The organism is Fervidobacterium sp. 2310opik-2, from assembly GCF_011057735.1.
GTDB lineage: Bacteria > Thermotogota > Thermotogae > Thermotogales > Fervidobacteriaceae > Fervidobacterium > Fervidobacterium nodosum.
The window spans coordinates 11,251-28,067 of record NZ_LNGG01000009.1 but is presented as its reverse complement, the minus strand read 5'-3'; the positions used below and the strand labels follow the sequence as shown (position 1 = coordinate 28,067).

Here is a 16,817-nt window from a genome sequence, read left to right as displayed (position 1 = left end):
TCTATAATTCTTGTTTAAAAACTTCATCGAATATCTCATCAAGCAAAGCAAATTGAAATTTCAAAGTGGTATCAATCGTACCTAAATCCGTTTCAACAATTACACCTTGGCTTACGGAATCATTTAATACAACTTCGTAATTTTTAGAGCGAATTTCGTCTAGGATTTCTTGGTCGATTAATTTTGCATCTTCCGGATTTATATGAATTTTCACTTTTGTCGCTCCAACCACATGTGAAAGAACTTTTTCAATTTTTCTCTTAGTTACCTCTGAATCGATTTCTTTCTCAAGAAACTTTTCAACTAATATTTTAGTTATGGTAGCAATCTTCTCTGAATACATTGAGAGTAAGTTATCAAAAGACGTTTCAAAAGAAAATAATATGCTTTTTATTCTTTCGTTTAATTCTCTCTTTGTTTCCTCAACTTCATTGACTGTGTTATCGATAATTTCTTTGCTTCTTTTGTTTGCTTCCACGATTATTTTATTGTATTCTTCTTGAGCTTGTTGTATCATTTGTTGTACTTGATTTTGGGCAGAAAAAACTATTTGCTCGGCTTCTTTATTTGCACGAGCCACCATTTCTAATAATTCTTGTTCGTTTCTTATATTTTCCTCTTGTTTTTCTTTTTCTATTTGTCCCTTATTACTTTCTATTTTCATTGGGGCATCTAAATAGACATAGCGCTTACGTATAAGCAAGATAATCACTCCAAAAAATTATTAATTATCAATTTAATTATACCACACAACAAGAAAAAGAAAAATGCCAGGCTCACGCCTGGCATTGAATTATTTACTAACAAAAACTAAATTAATATTCAAGTTGTTTAAGGCCTTTTTCGATAATTTCTTTTGTATCTCTTGCTATCATCAATTCTTCGTTTGTTGGAACGAGTAATACCTTTACCTTTGAGTCAGGTGTCGTTATTATTCTTTCCTCGCCTTTTACGTTGTTCTTTTCATCATCTATCTTTATACCAAGATAAGAGAGATAGTTTTCACAAATTTCTTTTCTTGTTATCGGGGAATTTTCACCAACTCCCGCAGTAAATGCAATTGCGTCAACACCATTCATCGCCGCAATATAAGCGCCTATGTATTTTGCAATTCTGTATTCGTATATATCAAGAGCCAATCTGCAAACTGGATCACCTTCAAGTGCTTTATCTTCTATATCTCTCATATCTGAGCTGAAGCCATCTGTAAGACCTAGTACACCACTTTTCTTATTAAGAATTGTATATACTTCTTCTGCCGTTAGTCCTTCTTTTTCCATAAGGAATGTAACTATAGATGGGTCAATATCACCTGAACGTGTCCCCATGACAAGCCCTTCAAGTGGTGTAAAGCCCATTGATGTGTCTATACTGTGTCCGTTCATTACCGCAGCAATGGAAGCTCCATTCCCAAGATGGACCGTAATTATCTTTGATTTGTGATAGTCAAGTCCAAGTATCTCGGCTGTACGTTTAGAGACATATCTGTGGCTTGTACCGTGGAAGCCGTATCTTCTAATTTTATATTTTTTGTAATATTCGTATGGTATAGCGTAAAGGTAAGCCTTCGCTGGCATCTTTGAGTGGAATGCTGTATCAAAGACGGCTACGTTAGGTACCCCTGGTAAAAGTTTCATCATTGCCCTTATACCCATTATATTTGGTGGATTGTGAAGTGGAGCAAGGTATGAATATTCTTCAAGTACTCTCATAACCTCTTCATCTATCAATACAGAACCTGAGAATTTTTCTCCACCGTGTACTACCCTGTGACCAACGGCATCAATCTCTTTTAAGTCTTTTACTCCTCCAACTTTCTCGTCAACTACTAATTCCAAAACATATTTAAGAGCATCTTCATGGTCCTTCATGGGCTTTTCCACAACGACTTTTTGGTCGTCTTTTTTGTGTACTATTCTACTACCTGGTATACCTATCCTTTCAGCAAGTCCTTTACAAAGTACTTGTTCTGTGTCCATATCAAGAAATTGATACTTAATCGATGAGCTACCACAGTTTACTACCAGTACTCGCACGTAAATCCCTCCTTAGAACACGTTTTATGCTTTGCCAGAACATCCAAGAAATTCAAGTCTGTTCATAACTACTTCTTTCACAAGTTTCTTACCTGCTCCAAGATAGTGTCTCGGGTCGAATTCTTTTGGATTTTCTTTAAGGAATTTTCTCATTCCAGCTATGAATGCTATCCTTAAGTCTGTATCAGTATTAACTTTGTTTATTCCAAATTGAACACATTTCTTAAGCTCTTCTTCTGGAACGCCTTTTGCCCCACCAAGGTCCGCTCCGTATTCTTCTGCTAATTTTACGTATTCTGGAAGCACGCTTGATGCTCCGTGTAATACAAGAGGAATACCTGTAAGCTTTTTAACTTTTTGCAATCTTTCAAAATCAAGTTTTGCTTCTCCTTTGAATTTAAACGCTCCATGGCTTGTACCTATTGCTGGTGCCAAGAAGTCAACTCCTGTTTCTTCAACAAATATTTTTGCTTGCTCTGGGTCAACTAACACGTTTTCTGCAGCAGACACATTATCTTCAATTCCGGCAAGTTGACCAAGTTCAGCTTCAACAGAAACTCCAGCAGCATGGGCAATTTTAACTATTTCCTTTGTTTTTTTCATATTTTCCTCGAATGGTTCTTCGGAAGCATCAATCATAACCGAGGAATACCCTGCCTTTATCGCTGCTATTATATACTCAAAGTGCTTACCATGGTCAAGGTGCAAAGCTATTGGTATATCGACGCTATCAGCAAATAATCTTACTAACTCAACGAAATATTTTGCTCCCTTATGTATGTCTCCGTTTCCTGCATACTTTATCGCACCTTCGCTTGTTTCAATTATTAATGGAGCTCTTTTTTCAATTGCTCCTTCTAATATAGCGTGGAAAAACTCCATGTTGTTAATGTTAAAAGCTGGAACTGCATAGTACTCTTTACTTGCTTTTTCAAGAATATCTTTTGTGTTTACATACATAAATATACCTCCCCTGCTTTTTTCAAGAATGATAATTTCCAAACTCCGCAATTTCATTATATCACATTTAACAACAAAATAATACTCGCGTGTTTGAAATATGGTTAAAAATTAAGATATTTGATTCAAAGCAAAATATAAATAAAATTGATTTTTAAATAATTTTGTATTATGATGAAATTCTAGGTTATCTATCAAGGAGGCATATTTATGGCAGAGGAATCAGCTGATAAATTAATTGAAAAGGTTGCTAGATTGAAAAGCAAACTAATACTTAAAAGCATAGCAGTCGGAATTTTCAGTAGCTTAATGGTAATATTATACAGAATAATGCTCACAAAAGCCGATTCTATAAGAGAATACGCCCTTCATATGTATAATTCGAACCATCTTTATATTTTCTTGATACTATTTTTAGTAGTAATTAACTCTCTAATAATCAAAAAATTTGTAAAAACCGAACCAATGATAAGTGGTAGTGGTATACCACAAATTAAAGGGGTTATTTTAAGACAAATAGATTATAATCCAATAAAAGCTATTTACAAAAAACTTATAGGTGGATTCTTAGCAATCTTAAATGGCTTATCTTTAGGACGTGAAGGGCCTTCTGTACAAATAGGTGCGACTGTAGGAATGTATTTTAGCAGAAAATTAGAACTGACAAAAATGGAAGAAAAGTATTTGATAACGGCTGGAGCGAGCGCTGGTTTAGCAGCAGCTTTTAATGCTCCTTTAGCAGCGGTAATCTTTTCATTGGAGGAGTTACATAAAAATTTTTCGCCTATGGTTCTTTTAACTTCAATGATAGCAGCTATAGTTTCGGATTTCATTTCAAAGACTGTTTTTGGATTAAAACCCGTATTTAACTTTCAGTTATCAAGCACAATACCATTAAAATATTATCCATTTTTAATATTGTTAGGATTCGTTACTGGAATTTTGGGTGTCTATTTTAATAAATCACTTTTAAAATCTACACAGGTATTCAAGAAGATTGAAAATAGAATATTGATATCTTCGTTGATAGGGGTTGTATTACTCTTAACAATTCCAGATGTATTAGGTGGAGGGCACGATTTGGTTATTAAAACTAGTAAAGTTAACATAACTTTGAAACAAATTTTAATAATTTTGGTTATAAAATTTGCGTTCACGATGATTAGCTACGCTTCGTCCGCACCAGGCGGAATTTTCCTTCCCATGTTAGCTTTAGGCGCTCTCATAGGAAAAGCCTTCTATAGTGGTATTTTTATTTTTTTTGATACAAATAATACATACATGGTAAATTTTATAACCTTAGGCATGGTCGGATATTTTGTCACCATAGTCAGAGCACCTATAACTGGGATAGTTTTGATAACGGAGATGGTCGGAACACTCAACCACTTTTTGGAATTATCTTTAGTCTCATTTGTCTCTTACATAACTGCAGAACTTTTAAATGAAGAACCGATATACGAATCGTTATTAGAAAGAATTCTGGAAAGCAGTGGTGGATTAAGAAACTTAATTAGGCCACATCAAAAGACTTTGATTGAAATAACCATTTCCACAGGTTCAGAATTAGATGGGATAAAAATAAAAAATTTCAAATGGCCGGAAGGTTGTCTGATAGTCTCCATTAGAAGAGGTAATAAAGAGATAATACCCAACGGTGAAGTTGTACTCCATGCAGGAGATATATTATCAATACTTACAACCGAGGAAAGTGCTTCAAAAAATAAAAGGGAATTAATCAAAAAAGCTACATCGGTAAAAGAATAAAAAAACATCACGTCTTATGAGAATATAAGACGTGATGTTTGTTGAAAAATATTTTATGCGTTTTCTATTCTATAAGATTCGCGCTTCTTGAATGCTTGGTACTCTAAATCGCTTAGTTCATCCAGTTTTTCCTCTATTTTTCTTATTTCGTTTATATCAGATTTTGTTGCTGGTTTTTTCGGAGCAAAAGCAACACAACTGTCTATGTAAGGTTGAATTGAAATTTCGAATGTACCGATTTCTTTCGCTTTATTCGTTGTTTCAATTTTATCGAACCCAATAAGCGGTCTAATTACAAGTAATGAGCTTGCATCTTCAATGGCTGCCATGTTCGTCAGAGTTTGACTTGCAACTTGACCAAGATTTTCACCTGTGATTATCGCTTTAGCTTTCACTCTGCGGGCAATCATATTTGCAATACGCATCATAGAACGTCTTTGAAGTATCAATGAGTACTCATCAGGCGCATTTTCTTTTATATACATTTGAACTTCCGTCAGTGGGACAATCCACATCCTCAAACCGTTAGGTAAGTATCTTGAAAGCACCCTTCCTAAATCCAAAATCTTTTGAACAGATTTTTCCGTGGTCATTGGGGGGCTTAGGAATGTTAGTGTTTGCAATTCTAGACCTCTTCTCATCGCATACCAACCAGCCACAGGACTATCGATACCACCGCTTAAAAGTAGCAAAGCTCTTCCAGAAACACCAACGGGTAATCCCCCAGAAAGGTATTTTTTGCCCGAGAAGACGAATATTTCCTTTTCCCTTACATCTATACCTATTTCAAATTCAGGATTGTGAACATCTACTTTTAACCCGGGGATATTTTCGTAGATGTAACCTCCTATTTCTCTGTTCAATTCGATACTGTTAAGAGGAAAATCTTTGTATCCTCTTTGAGCAGATACTTTAAACGTTTTATATCCTTTTTCAACTTCCAGCTTTGCCAATTCCAAGCTTACTTTCTTAACTTCGTCGATATCATGCGCAAGAGCGTAACCTAAGCTGTAATTTTGAATCCCCATAACGTACTTCAATCTTTCCTCAAGCAGATTTGGGTCATTTCTTCCGATCCTTACAATTATCCTTCCATAGCGCTTATTCACAGCAGCAGGTCTAACAATCTTTAAAATGTTATCTATGAGTTTTTTCTCGAAAAACTCACGATTTTTACCTTTCAAACCTATTTCTGAATATCTGACCACAAATACTCTTTCCAAGATTCATTCCTCCTAAGAAATATTTTGGAAAAGCTCTATATCTTATTATTTCCCAAATCTAATATTTTCTTTCATACAAACCAACAATTTCTGCGCTTTCTATTATATGTCCTTTCATAGCTTTTTCAAGATCTGCTTTTTTTACTTTTCCTTTCAACTCAAGAAGTGTATCAAGTGCATAGACTTTGAAATGATAGTGGTGTACACCATGACCTCTTGGTGGGCATGGACCGTTATAACCGATTTTTCCAAAATCGTTATATCCTTGCATAGTACCTTCAGTCAATTTTTCTAATTTCTTTAAGCCTTCGGGTATTTTAACGCTATCTCCATTCACAGGTATATTCCAAATCACCCAATGAACGAACGTACCAATAGGCGCATCTGGGTCGTCGCATATTATTGCTATGCTTTTAGCATTCTTCGGAACGTTTGTTATCACCAATTCTGGATTTATATCTTCCCCTTCGCAAGCGTATTTCTTCGGTATAAACTCTCCGTTTTTGAATACACTCGTGACAACCATACGTTTCGCCTCCTTATTCGCAACCTTCTCAGCTCCATAAACAAACCCGAATAAAACTATTAAAATAGCCAACAAAGAGAATAGCCTTTTCATTTTTTATTCACCTCGCACAAAAATACACTTATCATCTTAAATTTCTTTTCTCAAAGTATAATTATACATTAAATTTTGTTAAAAGGATGCTATTAATTTTTGATATAGTGATATAATTTATCTTAGAGCTTTCTCTTGGAGGCGGTAATCATGGAAAATATGATAAAAAATGAAAAATTATCCAAAAGAGTTGCAGTTGTGAGTGGGGGAGCAAAAAATATTGGGAAAGGGATAGCTTTTGAATTTTTAAAAAATGGATGGAATGTTGGAATTATAGATTTTGATAAAAAGGCATTAGAAGAATTTCCAGTGGGTAAATTCGCACAAAATGTTTTACTTTATCATGGAGATGTTTCGGATGAATATTCTGTGGCAGAATTTTATGTGAAGATTAAGGAAAATTTTGGAAGGCTTGATGCGATTATAAACAATGCGGCAATTGGTGGCTTCAAAGATTTTCTGAGTTTATCGGTAAATGAATGGAAGAGGGTTATCGATGTAAACCTCACCGGTTATTTTCTAATGGCTCGTTTTGGTGTACCTTTAATGCTCGAAAATCCTGGGAAAGGTTCAATTGTTAATATATCCTCAACAAGAGCCTTAATGTCAGAACCTGGCAATGAAGCATACAGTGCATCAAAAGCCGGTATTTTAGGATTAACTCACGCATTGGCGAATTCTTTGGGACCAAAAGTTAGAGTTAACGCGATATGCCCAGGATGGATATTGCACGAAGGAGAAGAGATTTCTCAAAAGGAGCACGAACAACACCTAACTGGAAGAGCAGGGACAATTAAAGATATAGCCCATCTTGTCATGTTTCTTACAGACGATGAAAAAAGTGGATTCATAACTGGGCAGACTTTTGTTGCAGACGGTGGAATAACAAAGAAAATGATTTACATTTAGAAACACACAAAGGAGATGATTTTATGCTAAATATCATCTACAAGTTTAAATATACGATTATCAGCATTCTTTTACTAATTTTATCGGTAATAATAATTGTGAACTATGCAAATATAGAAACAAAGATAGAGGTATTTTTACCCGGATACAAACCGGGAAAACCTATTACAGAAATAGATAATCCAGCAGTCAAAAATCTTGTAAAGATGTCTCTAAAATTTGGCGACAAGACGAATATTTCAATTATTTACAAATCAGACATCCCATTAAATAAACCTGGTTCACTAGCAAAATTGCGTTTACTTCAATCGAAATTAGAAAAGATGGAAAATGTAAGAACGGTTATATCTATACTCAACTATCCTGGCAGTGAATCATATATCTTTAATGATTCCATTGATATTGAAAATATTCCAGATTATTTGAAGACTTTTATTTCACGTGATGGCCATTATGCGTTATTTCTTGCTATAGTCGAAGTTAACGGTCAAGTTGAGCCAATAGTTAGAAGGATAACAAAGGATTTGAAAGACGAACCTGTTATAGTACTTTCTGAGGCGTCGGTTAATAACAAATTATTCGATGAACTCAAAAGGTCAATGTTCTTTTATCCAATTGTCATGTTCATTGTTATACTGCTTATATTTACCTATCAAACACAATGCATACGCGCTGCTATCATATCACTTTTTATACCTATTCTAGCCTCATTATACACTTATGCATTGTATTTTTTCTTTGGAGGATACGTCAACGTACTAACAGCTATGGTACCATCGTTTCTAATTATAATAGGTTCTGCTTATCCTTTGCATTTTTACAATGCAACTTTTAGAACAGAGGATGCAAGAAAACAGATAGGCACACCGATATTTTTCTCAATGTTGACAACAGCAATAGGTTTCATATCATTTTTGTTCGTTAAGATCCCAGCTTTCAGAGAATTTGGTGTGTTAGTTTCTTTGGGTCTTTTAATTGACTTTATACTAACATTAACAACTGTTCATGAATTACTGAATTTGTCAAAATTCAAATCTAAAAGACCACCAAAAACATTCGGAATTAGGTATTTCGGAAATCATGTAGCAATGTTTATATTAGCAATAGTCATAATTGCTGTTGCTATTTCTCCATTTATAATTTCAAAAATAAAAGTTGGATTGACAAGTACGGATTACTTTTCCAAAAAATCTGATATTGTGAAAGGTTACGAAATACTTGAAAAAGAATTCGGTATTAGAGATAGTATATACATCGTTCTTGAGAAAAAAGCTGGTGTATTTCTACCCGGCGATAATAAAATAATTGATAAGATAATAAATGAATTGTCAAAATCAGAATACATATCAAGCGTTGATTTTCCAAGAAATGTTCCAATCACGGTATTAGTTTTAGCTTCGAGAACACAACCACTTTTAAAGCACTACATAGCTGATGGGAAAACAATACGATTAACCGTAAACCTTACAACCCCAGGTAGTGAAAATCTTGATAAAGTTAGTGAAATTATAAATAATTGCCTTAAAGAGTATAATTATGATTTCTATTTAGCTGGTACACCATTTGTCTGGAAAGCGGTAAATGATAGTATATTACTCAGTCAAATACAAAGTCTTATAGCCGCGCTTTCCATAGTTTTTCTAACGATATTGATTGTTTTTAGAGATTTCTCTGAGGCCTTAAAACTTGTATCACCGGTTATTTTCGCAACTATCTTAAATTTTGTTTACATGGCTTTATTCAAGATGAAACTTGAAATATCTACAGCACTAACATCCAGCATAATTATTGGTTTGGCTATTGATTATTCAATACACATCGGGCATGATTATAACAAGACAAAAAACATATTTACATCTGTTAAAAACGTAGGGCCAGCAATCATCGGTAATGCTCTTGGAATAATAGGTGGTTTTTTAACCTTACTCTTTGGTGGGGAACTTGCTTTGTTCAAAAGAATAGCAATCTTAGTATCCTTAGGTATAGCAACAGCAACAGTTTTAACACTTACTACACTTCCATTCATGCTTTCATTTGGTAACATCAGGGAAAAGGTAAAATCACTAAGAAAACGCAAGGAGGTAAGAAAATGAATAAAGTTAGATTAGCACTTGCCCAGATCAATGCAACCGTTGGAGATATAGAAGGAAATAAGAATAAAATTATCGAGTATATCAATAAAGCTTTAGAAAATGATGTGGATATCGTTATATTCCCAGAACTTTCAATTACCGGTTACCCTCCGGAGGATTTACTCTTCAAATCACATTTTGTAAGGAAAAATAAGGAAGCAATTGAAGAAATAGCAAGGCACGTTCCAAAATCGTTGGTCGTTGTTGTTGGCTTTGTCGATGAAGAAGGCGATATATTCAATGCAGCGGCCGTTATAAATGATGGCAAGGTGCAAGCAAAATACAGAAAGAATTATTTACCAAATTACGGAGTATTCGATGAAATGAGATATTTCCAAAAGGGAACCAAAGCATTAGTCGTTCTTTTGGAAGATATTCGGGTTGGTATAACTATCTGCGAGGATATATGGTATCCGGGCGGTCCTGCGAGACTTGAATCGCTCTTAGGCGACGCACAACTAATTGTTAATCTATCAGCCTCACCTTACTATGTGGAAAAAATCGCTTGGAGAGAAAGAATGCTCTCTGTTCGCGCGAACGATAATATTGCCACAGTTGCTTACGTGAATTGCGTAGGTGGGCAAGATGAATTAATATTTGATGGTGCAAGCTTAGTTGTAAATGAAAAAGGAGAAATAATAGGAAGAGCAAAACAATTCGAAGAAGATTTACTTATTGTTGATGTCGACTTAATAGATATTGACAAAACATGCGTAAAAGATCCAAGAAGGCGCCAAGATAAACAAATTATGGATGAAGAAAGAAAAAATCTTGAGATTGTAAAATTGCCTTTTGAGAGCAAGCCCAAGAGAACAAAAATAACAAATAGGGTGGAAAAAACTCTTCCGAAAGTTGCAGAAGTATACAATGCTTTGGTATTAGCCACTAGGGATTACATAAGGAAGAATGGAATGAAAAAAGCGGTTATAGGATTGAGTGGTGGTATGGATAGTACGCTTGTTGCTTGTATTGCTGTTGATGCGTTAGGCGCAGAAAATGTTGTTGGTGTTTCCATGCCTGGTCCGTTTTCATCTGAGCATAGCAAAGAAGATGCAAAAATATTAGCAGAAAACTTAGGAATAAAATTTCTGACAATTCCTATCATGGAAGCTTACAACTCATTCTTGAATATGTTTAAACCTGTCTTTGAAGATAGACCGTTTGACATCACAGAGGAGAATTTGCAAGCAAGGATACGTGGAGTAATTCTAATGGCACTTTCGAATAAATTTGGTTGGATAGTTCTCACAACAGGAAACAAAAGCGAAATCAGCACGGGCTATTCAACACTTTACGGTGATACAGCTGGCGGATACGCGGTAATCAAAGATGTCTACAAAACTTTTGTGTATGAGCTTGCCGAGTACGTAAATCAAAAATATGGTAGAGAAATAATACCAAGAAGAGTATTTGAAAAAGCGCCAAGCGCAGAACTAAGAGAAAATCAAACTGACCAAGATAAACTTCCACCGTATGAGATATTAGATGAAATACTGAAGTTGTACGTTGAGGAAGATTACAGTGTAAGCGATATCGTAGAAAGAGGATTTGATGAGGAAACGGTTAAGAAAGTAGCTTGGATGGTTGATATAAATGAATATAAAAGAAGACAAATGCCTCCTGGACCGAAAATCACACACAGGGCATTTGGAAAAGATAGAAGGCTACCGATTACAAATGCATTTAAAGAATGGCTTGAGAAAAAGTAATTTTAGTAAAAAACAGCGGGATTTTGATTTTCAGATTTGTCCCGCTGTTTTTTTACTTTATTTACTTTCTCATTGACTATTTTCAACTTCTATAGCAACATCTATAAGGACGTCAACGTAATCTTTCCAAATTTTCGATACGTACATTCGAGTGTAGCCTTGAGGGTCGCATCTTTCTTCCAATTTTGGTATCAGCATTCGACAGCTTTCAGGCCGTTCAGAAAAATCTAATTCACATCCAGTATTTGTCAAAAATGTGCATTCTCCATTGTAAGCATGGTCAAAAACGCTTCCCTCAAAGCCTTTGATAGCGGGTCTGACAAAATAAAGTTCAGCATCTTGGTCAACCCAATCCACTGTCCATCTACCGCTTATAAGAGCTTTTAATAGTTTTTCGCGCATTAAATCTCTATCTGGTGCTCCAAAATCCTCTGGTGTTGCTAATCCTGGAAAAGTTTTACAACACTTCCCACCACAAGCTTTACATATCCCTGGAATCTCTATTCCAATATTCTTTTTCATGCCATACCTCCATTTTTTTGTATTTTAATATGATAAAATTGGAATTAAGTAAGAAAATATTTCTTTGAAGGGGTGAACGAATTTGAAAAAATTTATCCCTGAAAAAATTCACTACATGCCATCAAAAAAGATTTTCTTAGCTCGTGCTGGTGCAAGGTACTCTATTACAGTTTCTGATGAAAATTTTATGGATATAGTCAATAAAATATACCTTACCGGTCTTGAATGTGTTGAGCCTGTAGTCTACTGGGATATCTTTGACAAGTATAGTATACCACAAGAAGCTATACCACAAAAGTACAGTGAGTTTGAAAAGTTTGTTATATTTGTATCTACCCTGGGTCATAAATTAGACGAATGCATAGATAATATTTCAAAAGATTCCACATTACATAGTATGTTGCTGGATGCCTGGGGTTCGGAAGCTCTTGAAACTTTGAACGATAATTTTCAGAATATTTTGAGCGAAAATTACTCAATAAAAACTCAATCGCGCTTTTCACCGGGTTATGGTGATTTACATATTTCAGTTAATAAATTGTATATTCAACTACTTGGAATAGACGACAAGATCACTGTATTGAATAGTGGTATAATGATTCCAAGAAAGACAACTACATGCATCTCGCCTATAATAAGTTAGAAAGATTCACTAAAAAATATTCACTAAAAAATTCACTTTTTGTGAGATATAACTCCACATTCCGGACATCCTTTGTATTCGAATTGTATAGTTGAATGGTAAATTTCCATCTTACTTAATTCTTGTTCTATTTTTTTATATATTACCATACTCTGACTTACAGTAACATCTTCCTTAAGATTAATATGACCTTCAAAGAAATTTGTTTTGCCGTCCAAACTCCAAATGTGAACGTGGTGAACATTTTCTATCTCTGAGATATTCTCAAGTCTTTTGATTATTTCATCAACGTCTATATTATGTGGGGTTGACTGCATCAAAACATTCAGCGATTTGATAAGAATTTCAAATGATTCTTTACCGATGTACAGAGCAATAAATATCGTTAATATTGGATCAATTAAAGGTATATTCAAATACTTTATCAATATTGCGCCTAACACAACAGCAACCGATGAAAAGGCATCTCCCAGCATGTGTAAATAAGCTGACTTAATGTTTATATCTTTCTCAGAGTGCCCCTTTAAAAAAATCATGCTGAGTATATTCGCAATCAATCCTATTGTACCAACTATAATAACTGTATCGGAATGTACAAACTCTGGTTTGATTAACCTTAAAACAGCTTCTTTTATAAGTAATACGGTTATGACCATCAATGTGACTGAATTTACAAAAGCAGAGATTATCTTAGCTCGACCATAACCAAAAGTTTTACCCTTATTTGCGCCTCTTAACGATATTTTGTGAGCAAAGTAAGCAAGTATAATGGAAAGAGCATCACTAAGGTTGTGCATGGAATCGGAAACTAACGCAAGACTTCCCGCTATCAGTCCACCGATAAATTCAGCTAAAGTAATTCCAAAATTAAGTAATACAACATAGAATAATTTCTTTCCACTTAGATTTTCAACATCGTTGAAATGGTCGTGAGCATGGTTATGGCTGTTTTCATCGTGCGAATGATTTATACTATGTTCATTATTAGAATGTAAATGATTAGACATAGCCAATCCCCTTTCTGTAATTTTATTTAATTCTATTTATGCTTTAAATGTTCTATAGCCTTGTTGATTATACCTTCCACATGTTCATCGTCGATAGAGTAAAAAACATTCTTACCAGACTTTCTAAATTTAACAATCCTTCCTTGCCTGAGTATCCTAAGTTGGTACGATACTGCTGATTGTGACATATTTAAGTTTTTTGAAATTTGTGAAACATTCTTTTCCCCTCCGATGAGTTCCAATATAATCTTAAGCCTTGTTGACTCGGAAAGCAAACCAAAGAAGTCAGATAATTTTAGAAGGTCATCTTCTGTAAACTCTGTAAACATTGCTACTCACCTCTTTTTAAACAATTGAATAGTTATTCATATGTTCATATCAATGATATCATTGAATTTGATATTGTCAACATTTAAAATGGGAATATAATATATTAAAACCAAAAAATGAATTAAAGCAAAGGAGGTAACTTCATTGACACGCAGTGAGTTTCATGTTCTTATTTCCGAACGTGTGCTCTTCTTAGATGGTGCTTATGGCACTGAATTTTTTAAGCGAGGGTACATAAAGGGTAAAGAACCAATTGAAATATTGAATGTTAAAGCTCCGGAAAAGGTATTAGAGCTTCAAAGCGAGTATGTTAAAGCTGGTGTAGATTTTTTACTCACGAATACGTTCAGTGGTAATAGGCACAAATTAAAAAAACTTGGATACGAAAATTATTTTGAGCAGATAAATTCAGAAGCTGTTAGAATCGCTAAAGAAGCTGCTAAACATTCTGAAAAGAAGGTATATATATTAGGCGATATGTCTTCTGTTGGTGAGATGATTCAACCAATTGGCGATTTGGATTCAAAGTATGTTTATAACATATTCAAAGAACAAGCGAAAGTGCTTATAGAATCCGGTGTTGATGGGATAATAATTGAGACAATGAGCGATTTGAAGGAACTTAAACTCGCTTACTTGGCAGTAAGAGATGTTTCAGAGGATATTCCATTACTTGTAAGCATGACGTTTGAAGAAAATAGCGTTGCTGTTACAGGAACAAGTTTAGAAGTATACGTTTCTTTGTTTAACGATCTTGATGTAGATGCGATTGGTATAAACTGTACATTAACGCCAGATAAGATGGTTCCTCTTGTAAAGAAGTTGTCTATCTTTTCAAAAAAGCCTATATTTGCCGAACCTAATGCTGGAAAGCCAACTCTATCAGCCGATGGACGGTTAATTTACAAAACTACGCCAGAAGAGTTCACAGTTTACATAGAAGATTATGTAGAACTTGGCGCAAATATCGTTGGCGGTTGTTGTGGTACAGGTCCTGACCATATTAGATATATGACAAAGCTTATAGGTGAAAGAAAACCTAAAGCACGGAAAATAGAAGAACTTAACGTGATAACAAACAGAACATACATGGTTGAAGTCTCTCCATTCCTCGTAATTGGTGAAAGAATAAACGCTGCCGCTAAAAAGAAATTGCATGCTCAAATTAAGGAATTTAATTTTGAAAATGTATTAAAATTGGCAAAGGACCAAGAAAAGGAAGGCGCACAAGTTCTTGATGTTAACTTAGGTTTGGAAAGTGTATTGAGTGATGAACATTTTAGAAGAATTATTGTGGAACTAGATAGAATTGTAAGTCTTCCTTTATCTTTAGATATACAATTCAACGAATACCTCGAAGCTGCGTTGTTTGAATACCCAGGAAGGGCTATTATAAATTCATCGAAAGCTATCAAGGAAGATTTGGATGCTAAGATAAATATGCTTAAAAGATACGGTGGAATATTGATTATCCTTGCGATGGGAAAGGAAATACCAAATAGTCCTGAGGAGAGATACAAAATAGCGAAGGATGCTGTTGAATACGCAGAAAAGAATGGAATAGAGCGTTCGAGAATCTTCGTCGATCCATTAGTTTTACCACTTGGGGCAAATCAAGATTACAATGTGACGCTTGAAACGATAAAGTTACTTAATAAGGAAGGTATCAAAACAAGTATAGGGTTATCAAATTTCAGTTTTGGTATGCCAAATAGGGAACAACTCAACGCTTCTTTCTTGGCACTTGCAATGCACTACGGCTTGTCTGGAGCAATATTGAATACATCTGAAGTGACGACTGTAAACATACTAAGTGGAATGAAAAAGATACTGAAAAAAGAATCAACAAATGCAAGTGTAGATGACGTAGACAATGATTTGGCAAAATTACTTTTAGCTGGCGATGGTGTAAATGCTGAGAAGCAAGTAATGGCGTATCTTGACTCGATGAAACCAATAGAAGTGGCTCAAAATGTTCTTACAAAGTCGATGGAAGTAATAGGAAATCTTTACGCGCAAAATAAGATATTTTTACCACATTTGATATTAGCAGCCGAAACGGTAAAACCAATATTTAATAAGCTATTGTCTATGATAGAAGAGAAAGATTCGGCAAAGCTCGGAAGAGTCTTACTTGCAACGGTTGAAGGTGATATACACGATATAGGGAAGAAAATTGTTGCAACGGTGCTTGAAAGTGCAGGTTTTGAGGTTATAGATATAGGAAAAGATGTCCCAGCGAAAGTAATACTCGAAAAAGTCAAAGAGCTTAACCCAGATATCGTTGGATTATCTGCTATGATGACAACAACTGTTGTACAAGTTGGTGAAGTTGTAAAAACACTTAGAAATAACGGTGTTACAGTACCTGTAATAGCCGGTGGGGCATCGATGAACGAAGAGCTTGCCAAACGATTTGGCAGTTTGTATGCCAAAGACGCGCAACAAGCTGTCGAAATGTGCAAAGAGTTAGTATCAAAGACTTAATCAAATTTTGTTACTCTGTCTATAATAATCAGTTAGTGCATCGAATAGTTCATCTAGCTCTCTTATTCTTCCTTCTTTAATTTGTCCTGGTAACGACGAATTCTGAACCATACGTCTCATTTGAAAATATCTGTAAGAAGCTGTTGAATACGAATCCTGCGGGGTAAGTCCAAAGACTTTAAACGCTTTAATAATTTTTTCGTTTGGTAAGTCTGTTTTTACTTTGTAGTCTTTGTATAATTCTCTTTTTCTACCAACTTCTGTAGGTGATTCCGGAGAAGTCAGGAATCTTAACATTACAAATAAGGTATAGAACAAAAGCCCTATCGCAAATATTCTCAATATCATAAATATTATGAGAATCATAAACTTCCCTCCCGATATAATTATACACCAAATACGAAGCTTTTTAATCAAAAGAGCGATGCAGATTTTTTAGCATCGCTCTTTTGATTATATATAAACTATGTTCA

General features: G+C 34.7%; 15 protein-coding genes. 6 read left to right on the top strand and 9 right to left on the bottom strand.

Annotated elements, in window-relative coordinates:
- Nucleotide 1: 1 nt before the first annotated feature.
- The 3 genes from AS161_RS04695 to fba form a co-directional block, all read right to left on the bottom strand.
- Nucleotides 2-712 (bottom strand): FliH/SctL family protein, encoded by a 711-nt coding sequence (locus AS161_RS04695; RefSeq protein ID WP_241241340.1) that lies wholly within the window; start codon nucleotides 710-712, stop codon nucleotides 2-4.
- 103 nt (nucleotides 713-815) lie between these two features.
- Nucleotides 816-2,036 carry an acetate kinase gene (gene ackA, locus AS161_RS04690; RefSeq protein ID WP_164541981.1) on the bottom strand — a complete coding sequence of 407 codons (1,221 nt, stop codon included), beginning with the start codon at nucleotides 2,034-2,036 and terminating at the stop codon, nucleotides 816-818.
- A 24-nt stretch (nucleotides 2,037-2,060) separates the two neighbouring features.
- Complete coding sequence (fba, locus tag AS161_RS04685; RefSeq protein ID WP_164541980.1) at nucleotides 2,061-2,996, bottom strand: class II fructose-1,6-bisphosphate aldolase; 936 nt, start codon at nucleotides 2,994-2,996, stop codon at nucleotides 2,061-2,063.
- Nucleotides 2,997-3,206: 210 nt separating this feature from the next.
- Here fba and AS161_RS04680 point away from each other — a divergent pair, with 210 nt between their 5' ends.
- A complete protein-coding gene (locus AS161_RS04680) occupies nucleotides 3,207-4,763 on the top strand; it encodes a ClC family H(+)/Cl(-) exchange transporter (RefSeq protein ID WP_164541979.1) in 1,557 nt (518 codons plus the stop codon).
- Nucleotides 4,764-4,816: 53 nt separating this feature from the next.
- On the opposite strand, the gene thiI is transcribed toward AS161_RS04680, so the two are convergent.
- Together thiI and AS161_RS04670 are read right to left on the bottom strand one after the other, a co-directional pair.
- A complete protein-coding gene (thiI, locus tag AS161_RS04675; protein ID WP_164541978.1) occupies nucleotides 4,817-5,986 on the bottom strand; it encodes a tRNA uracil 4-sulfurtransferase ThiI in 1,170 nt (389 codons plus the stop codon).
- Between the two features lie 58 nt (nucleotides 5,987-6,044).
- Complete coding sequence (locus AS161_RS04670; RefSeq protein ID WP_164541977.1) at nucleotides 6,045-6,605, bottom strand: YbhB/YbcL family Raf kinase inhibitor-like protein; 561 nt, start codon at nucleotides 6,603-6,605, stop codon at nucleotides 6,045-6,047.
- Between the two features lie 150 nt (nucleotides 6,606-6,755).
- Here AS161_RS04670 and AS161_RS04665 point away from each other — a divergent pair, with 150 nt between their 5' ends.
- Genes AS161_RS04665 through AS161_RS04655 form a run of 3 tightly spaced genes read left to right on the top strand, consistent with a single transcriptional unit; the run spans nucleotide 6,756 to nucleotide 11,355 of the window.
- Nucleotides 6,756-7,514 carry an SDR family oxidoreductase gene (locus AS161_RS04665; RefSeq protein WP_206518776.1) on the top strand — a complete coding sequence of 253 codons (759 nt, stop codon included), beginning with the start codon at nucleotides 6,756-6,758 and terminating at the stop codon, nucleotides 7,512-7,514.
- Nucleotides 7,515-7,537: 23 nt separating this feature from the next.
- Nucleotides 7,538-9,607 (top strand): MMPL family transporter, encoded by a 2,070-nt coding sequence (locus AS161_RS04660; protein ID WP_164541976.1) that lies wholly within the window; start codon nucleotides 7,538-7,540, stop codon nucleotides 9,605-9,607.
- Nucleotides 9,604-11,355 (top strand): NAD+ synthase, encoded by a 1,752-nt coding sequence (locus AS161_RS04655; protein ID WP_164541975.1) that lies wholly within the window; start codon nucleotides 9,604-9,606, stop codon nucleotides 11,353-11,355. The genes AS161_RS04660 and AS161_RS04655 overlap by 4 nt, the downstream gene beginning before the upstream one ends.
- Nucleotides 11,356-11,424: 69 nt before the next feature.
- Here AS161_RS04655 and AS161_RS04650 read toward each other — a convergent pair whose 3' ends face one another.
- A complete protein-coding gene (locus AS161_RS04650; RefSeq protein WP_011993938.1) occupies nucleotides 11,425-11,877 on the bottom strand; it encodes a YkgJ family cysteine cluster protein in 453 nt (150 codons plus the stop codon).
- A gap of 82 nt (nucleotides 11,878-11,959) precedes the next feature.
- Here AS161_RS04650 and AS161_RS04645 point away from each other — a divergent pair, with 82 nt between their 5' ends.
- Nucleotides 11,960-12,520 (top strand): methionine synthase, encoded by a 561-nt coding sequence (locus AS161_RS04645; protein ID WP_164541974.1) that lies wholly within the window; start codon nucleotides 11,960-11,962, stop codon nucleotides 12,518-12,520.
- Nucleotides 12,521-12,552: 32 nt separating this feature from the next.
- Here the strand turns inward: AS161_RS04645 and AS161_RS04640 are convergent, their stop codons facing one another.
- Together AS161_RS04640 and AS161_RS04635 are read right to left on the bottom strand one after the other, a co-directional pair.
- Complete coding sequence (locus AS161_RS04640; RefSeq protein WP_164541973.1) at nucleotides 12,553-13,527, bottom strand: cation diffusion facilitator family transporter; 975 nt, start codon at nucleotides 13,525-13,527, stop codon at nucleotides 12,553-12,555.
- Between the two features lie 32 nt (nucleotides 13,528-13,559).
- Nucleotides 13,560-13,856: a metalloregulator ArsR/SmtB family transcription factor gene (locus AS161_RS04635; protein WP_164541972.1), complete on the bottom strand. Its 297-nt coding sequence runs from the start codon at nucleotides 13,854-13,856 to the stop codon at nucleotides 13,560-13,562.
- A 145-nt stretch (nucleotides 13,857-14,001) separates the two neighbouring features.
- On the opposite strand from AS161_RS04635, the gene AS161_RS04630 reads away from it, so the two are divergent.
- Complete coding sequence (locus AS161_RS04630) at nucleotides 14,002-16,344, top strand: homocysteine S-methyltransferase family protein (protein ID WP_164541971.1); 2,343 nt, start codon at nucleotides 14,002-14,004, stop codon at nucleotides 16,342-16,344.
- Here the strand turns inward: AS161_RS04630 and AS161_RS04625 are convergent, their stop codons facing one another.
- Complete coding sequence (locus AS161_RS04625; RefSeq protein WP_164541970.1) at nucleotides 16,345-16,710, bottom strand: hypothetical protein; 366 nt, start codon at nucleotides 16,708-16,710, stop codon at nucleotides 16,345-16,347.
- Nucleotides 16,711-16,817 lie beyond the last annotated feature (107 nt).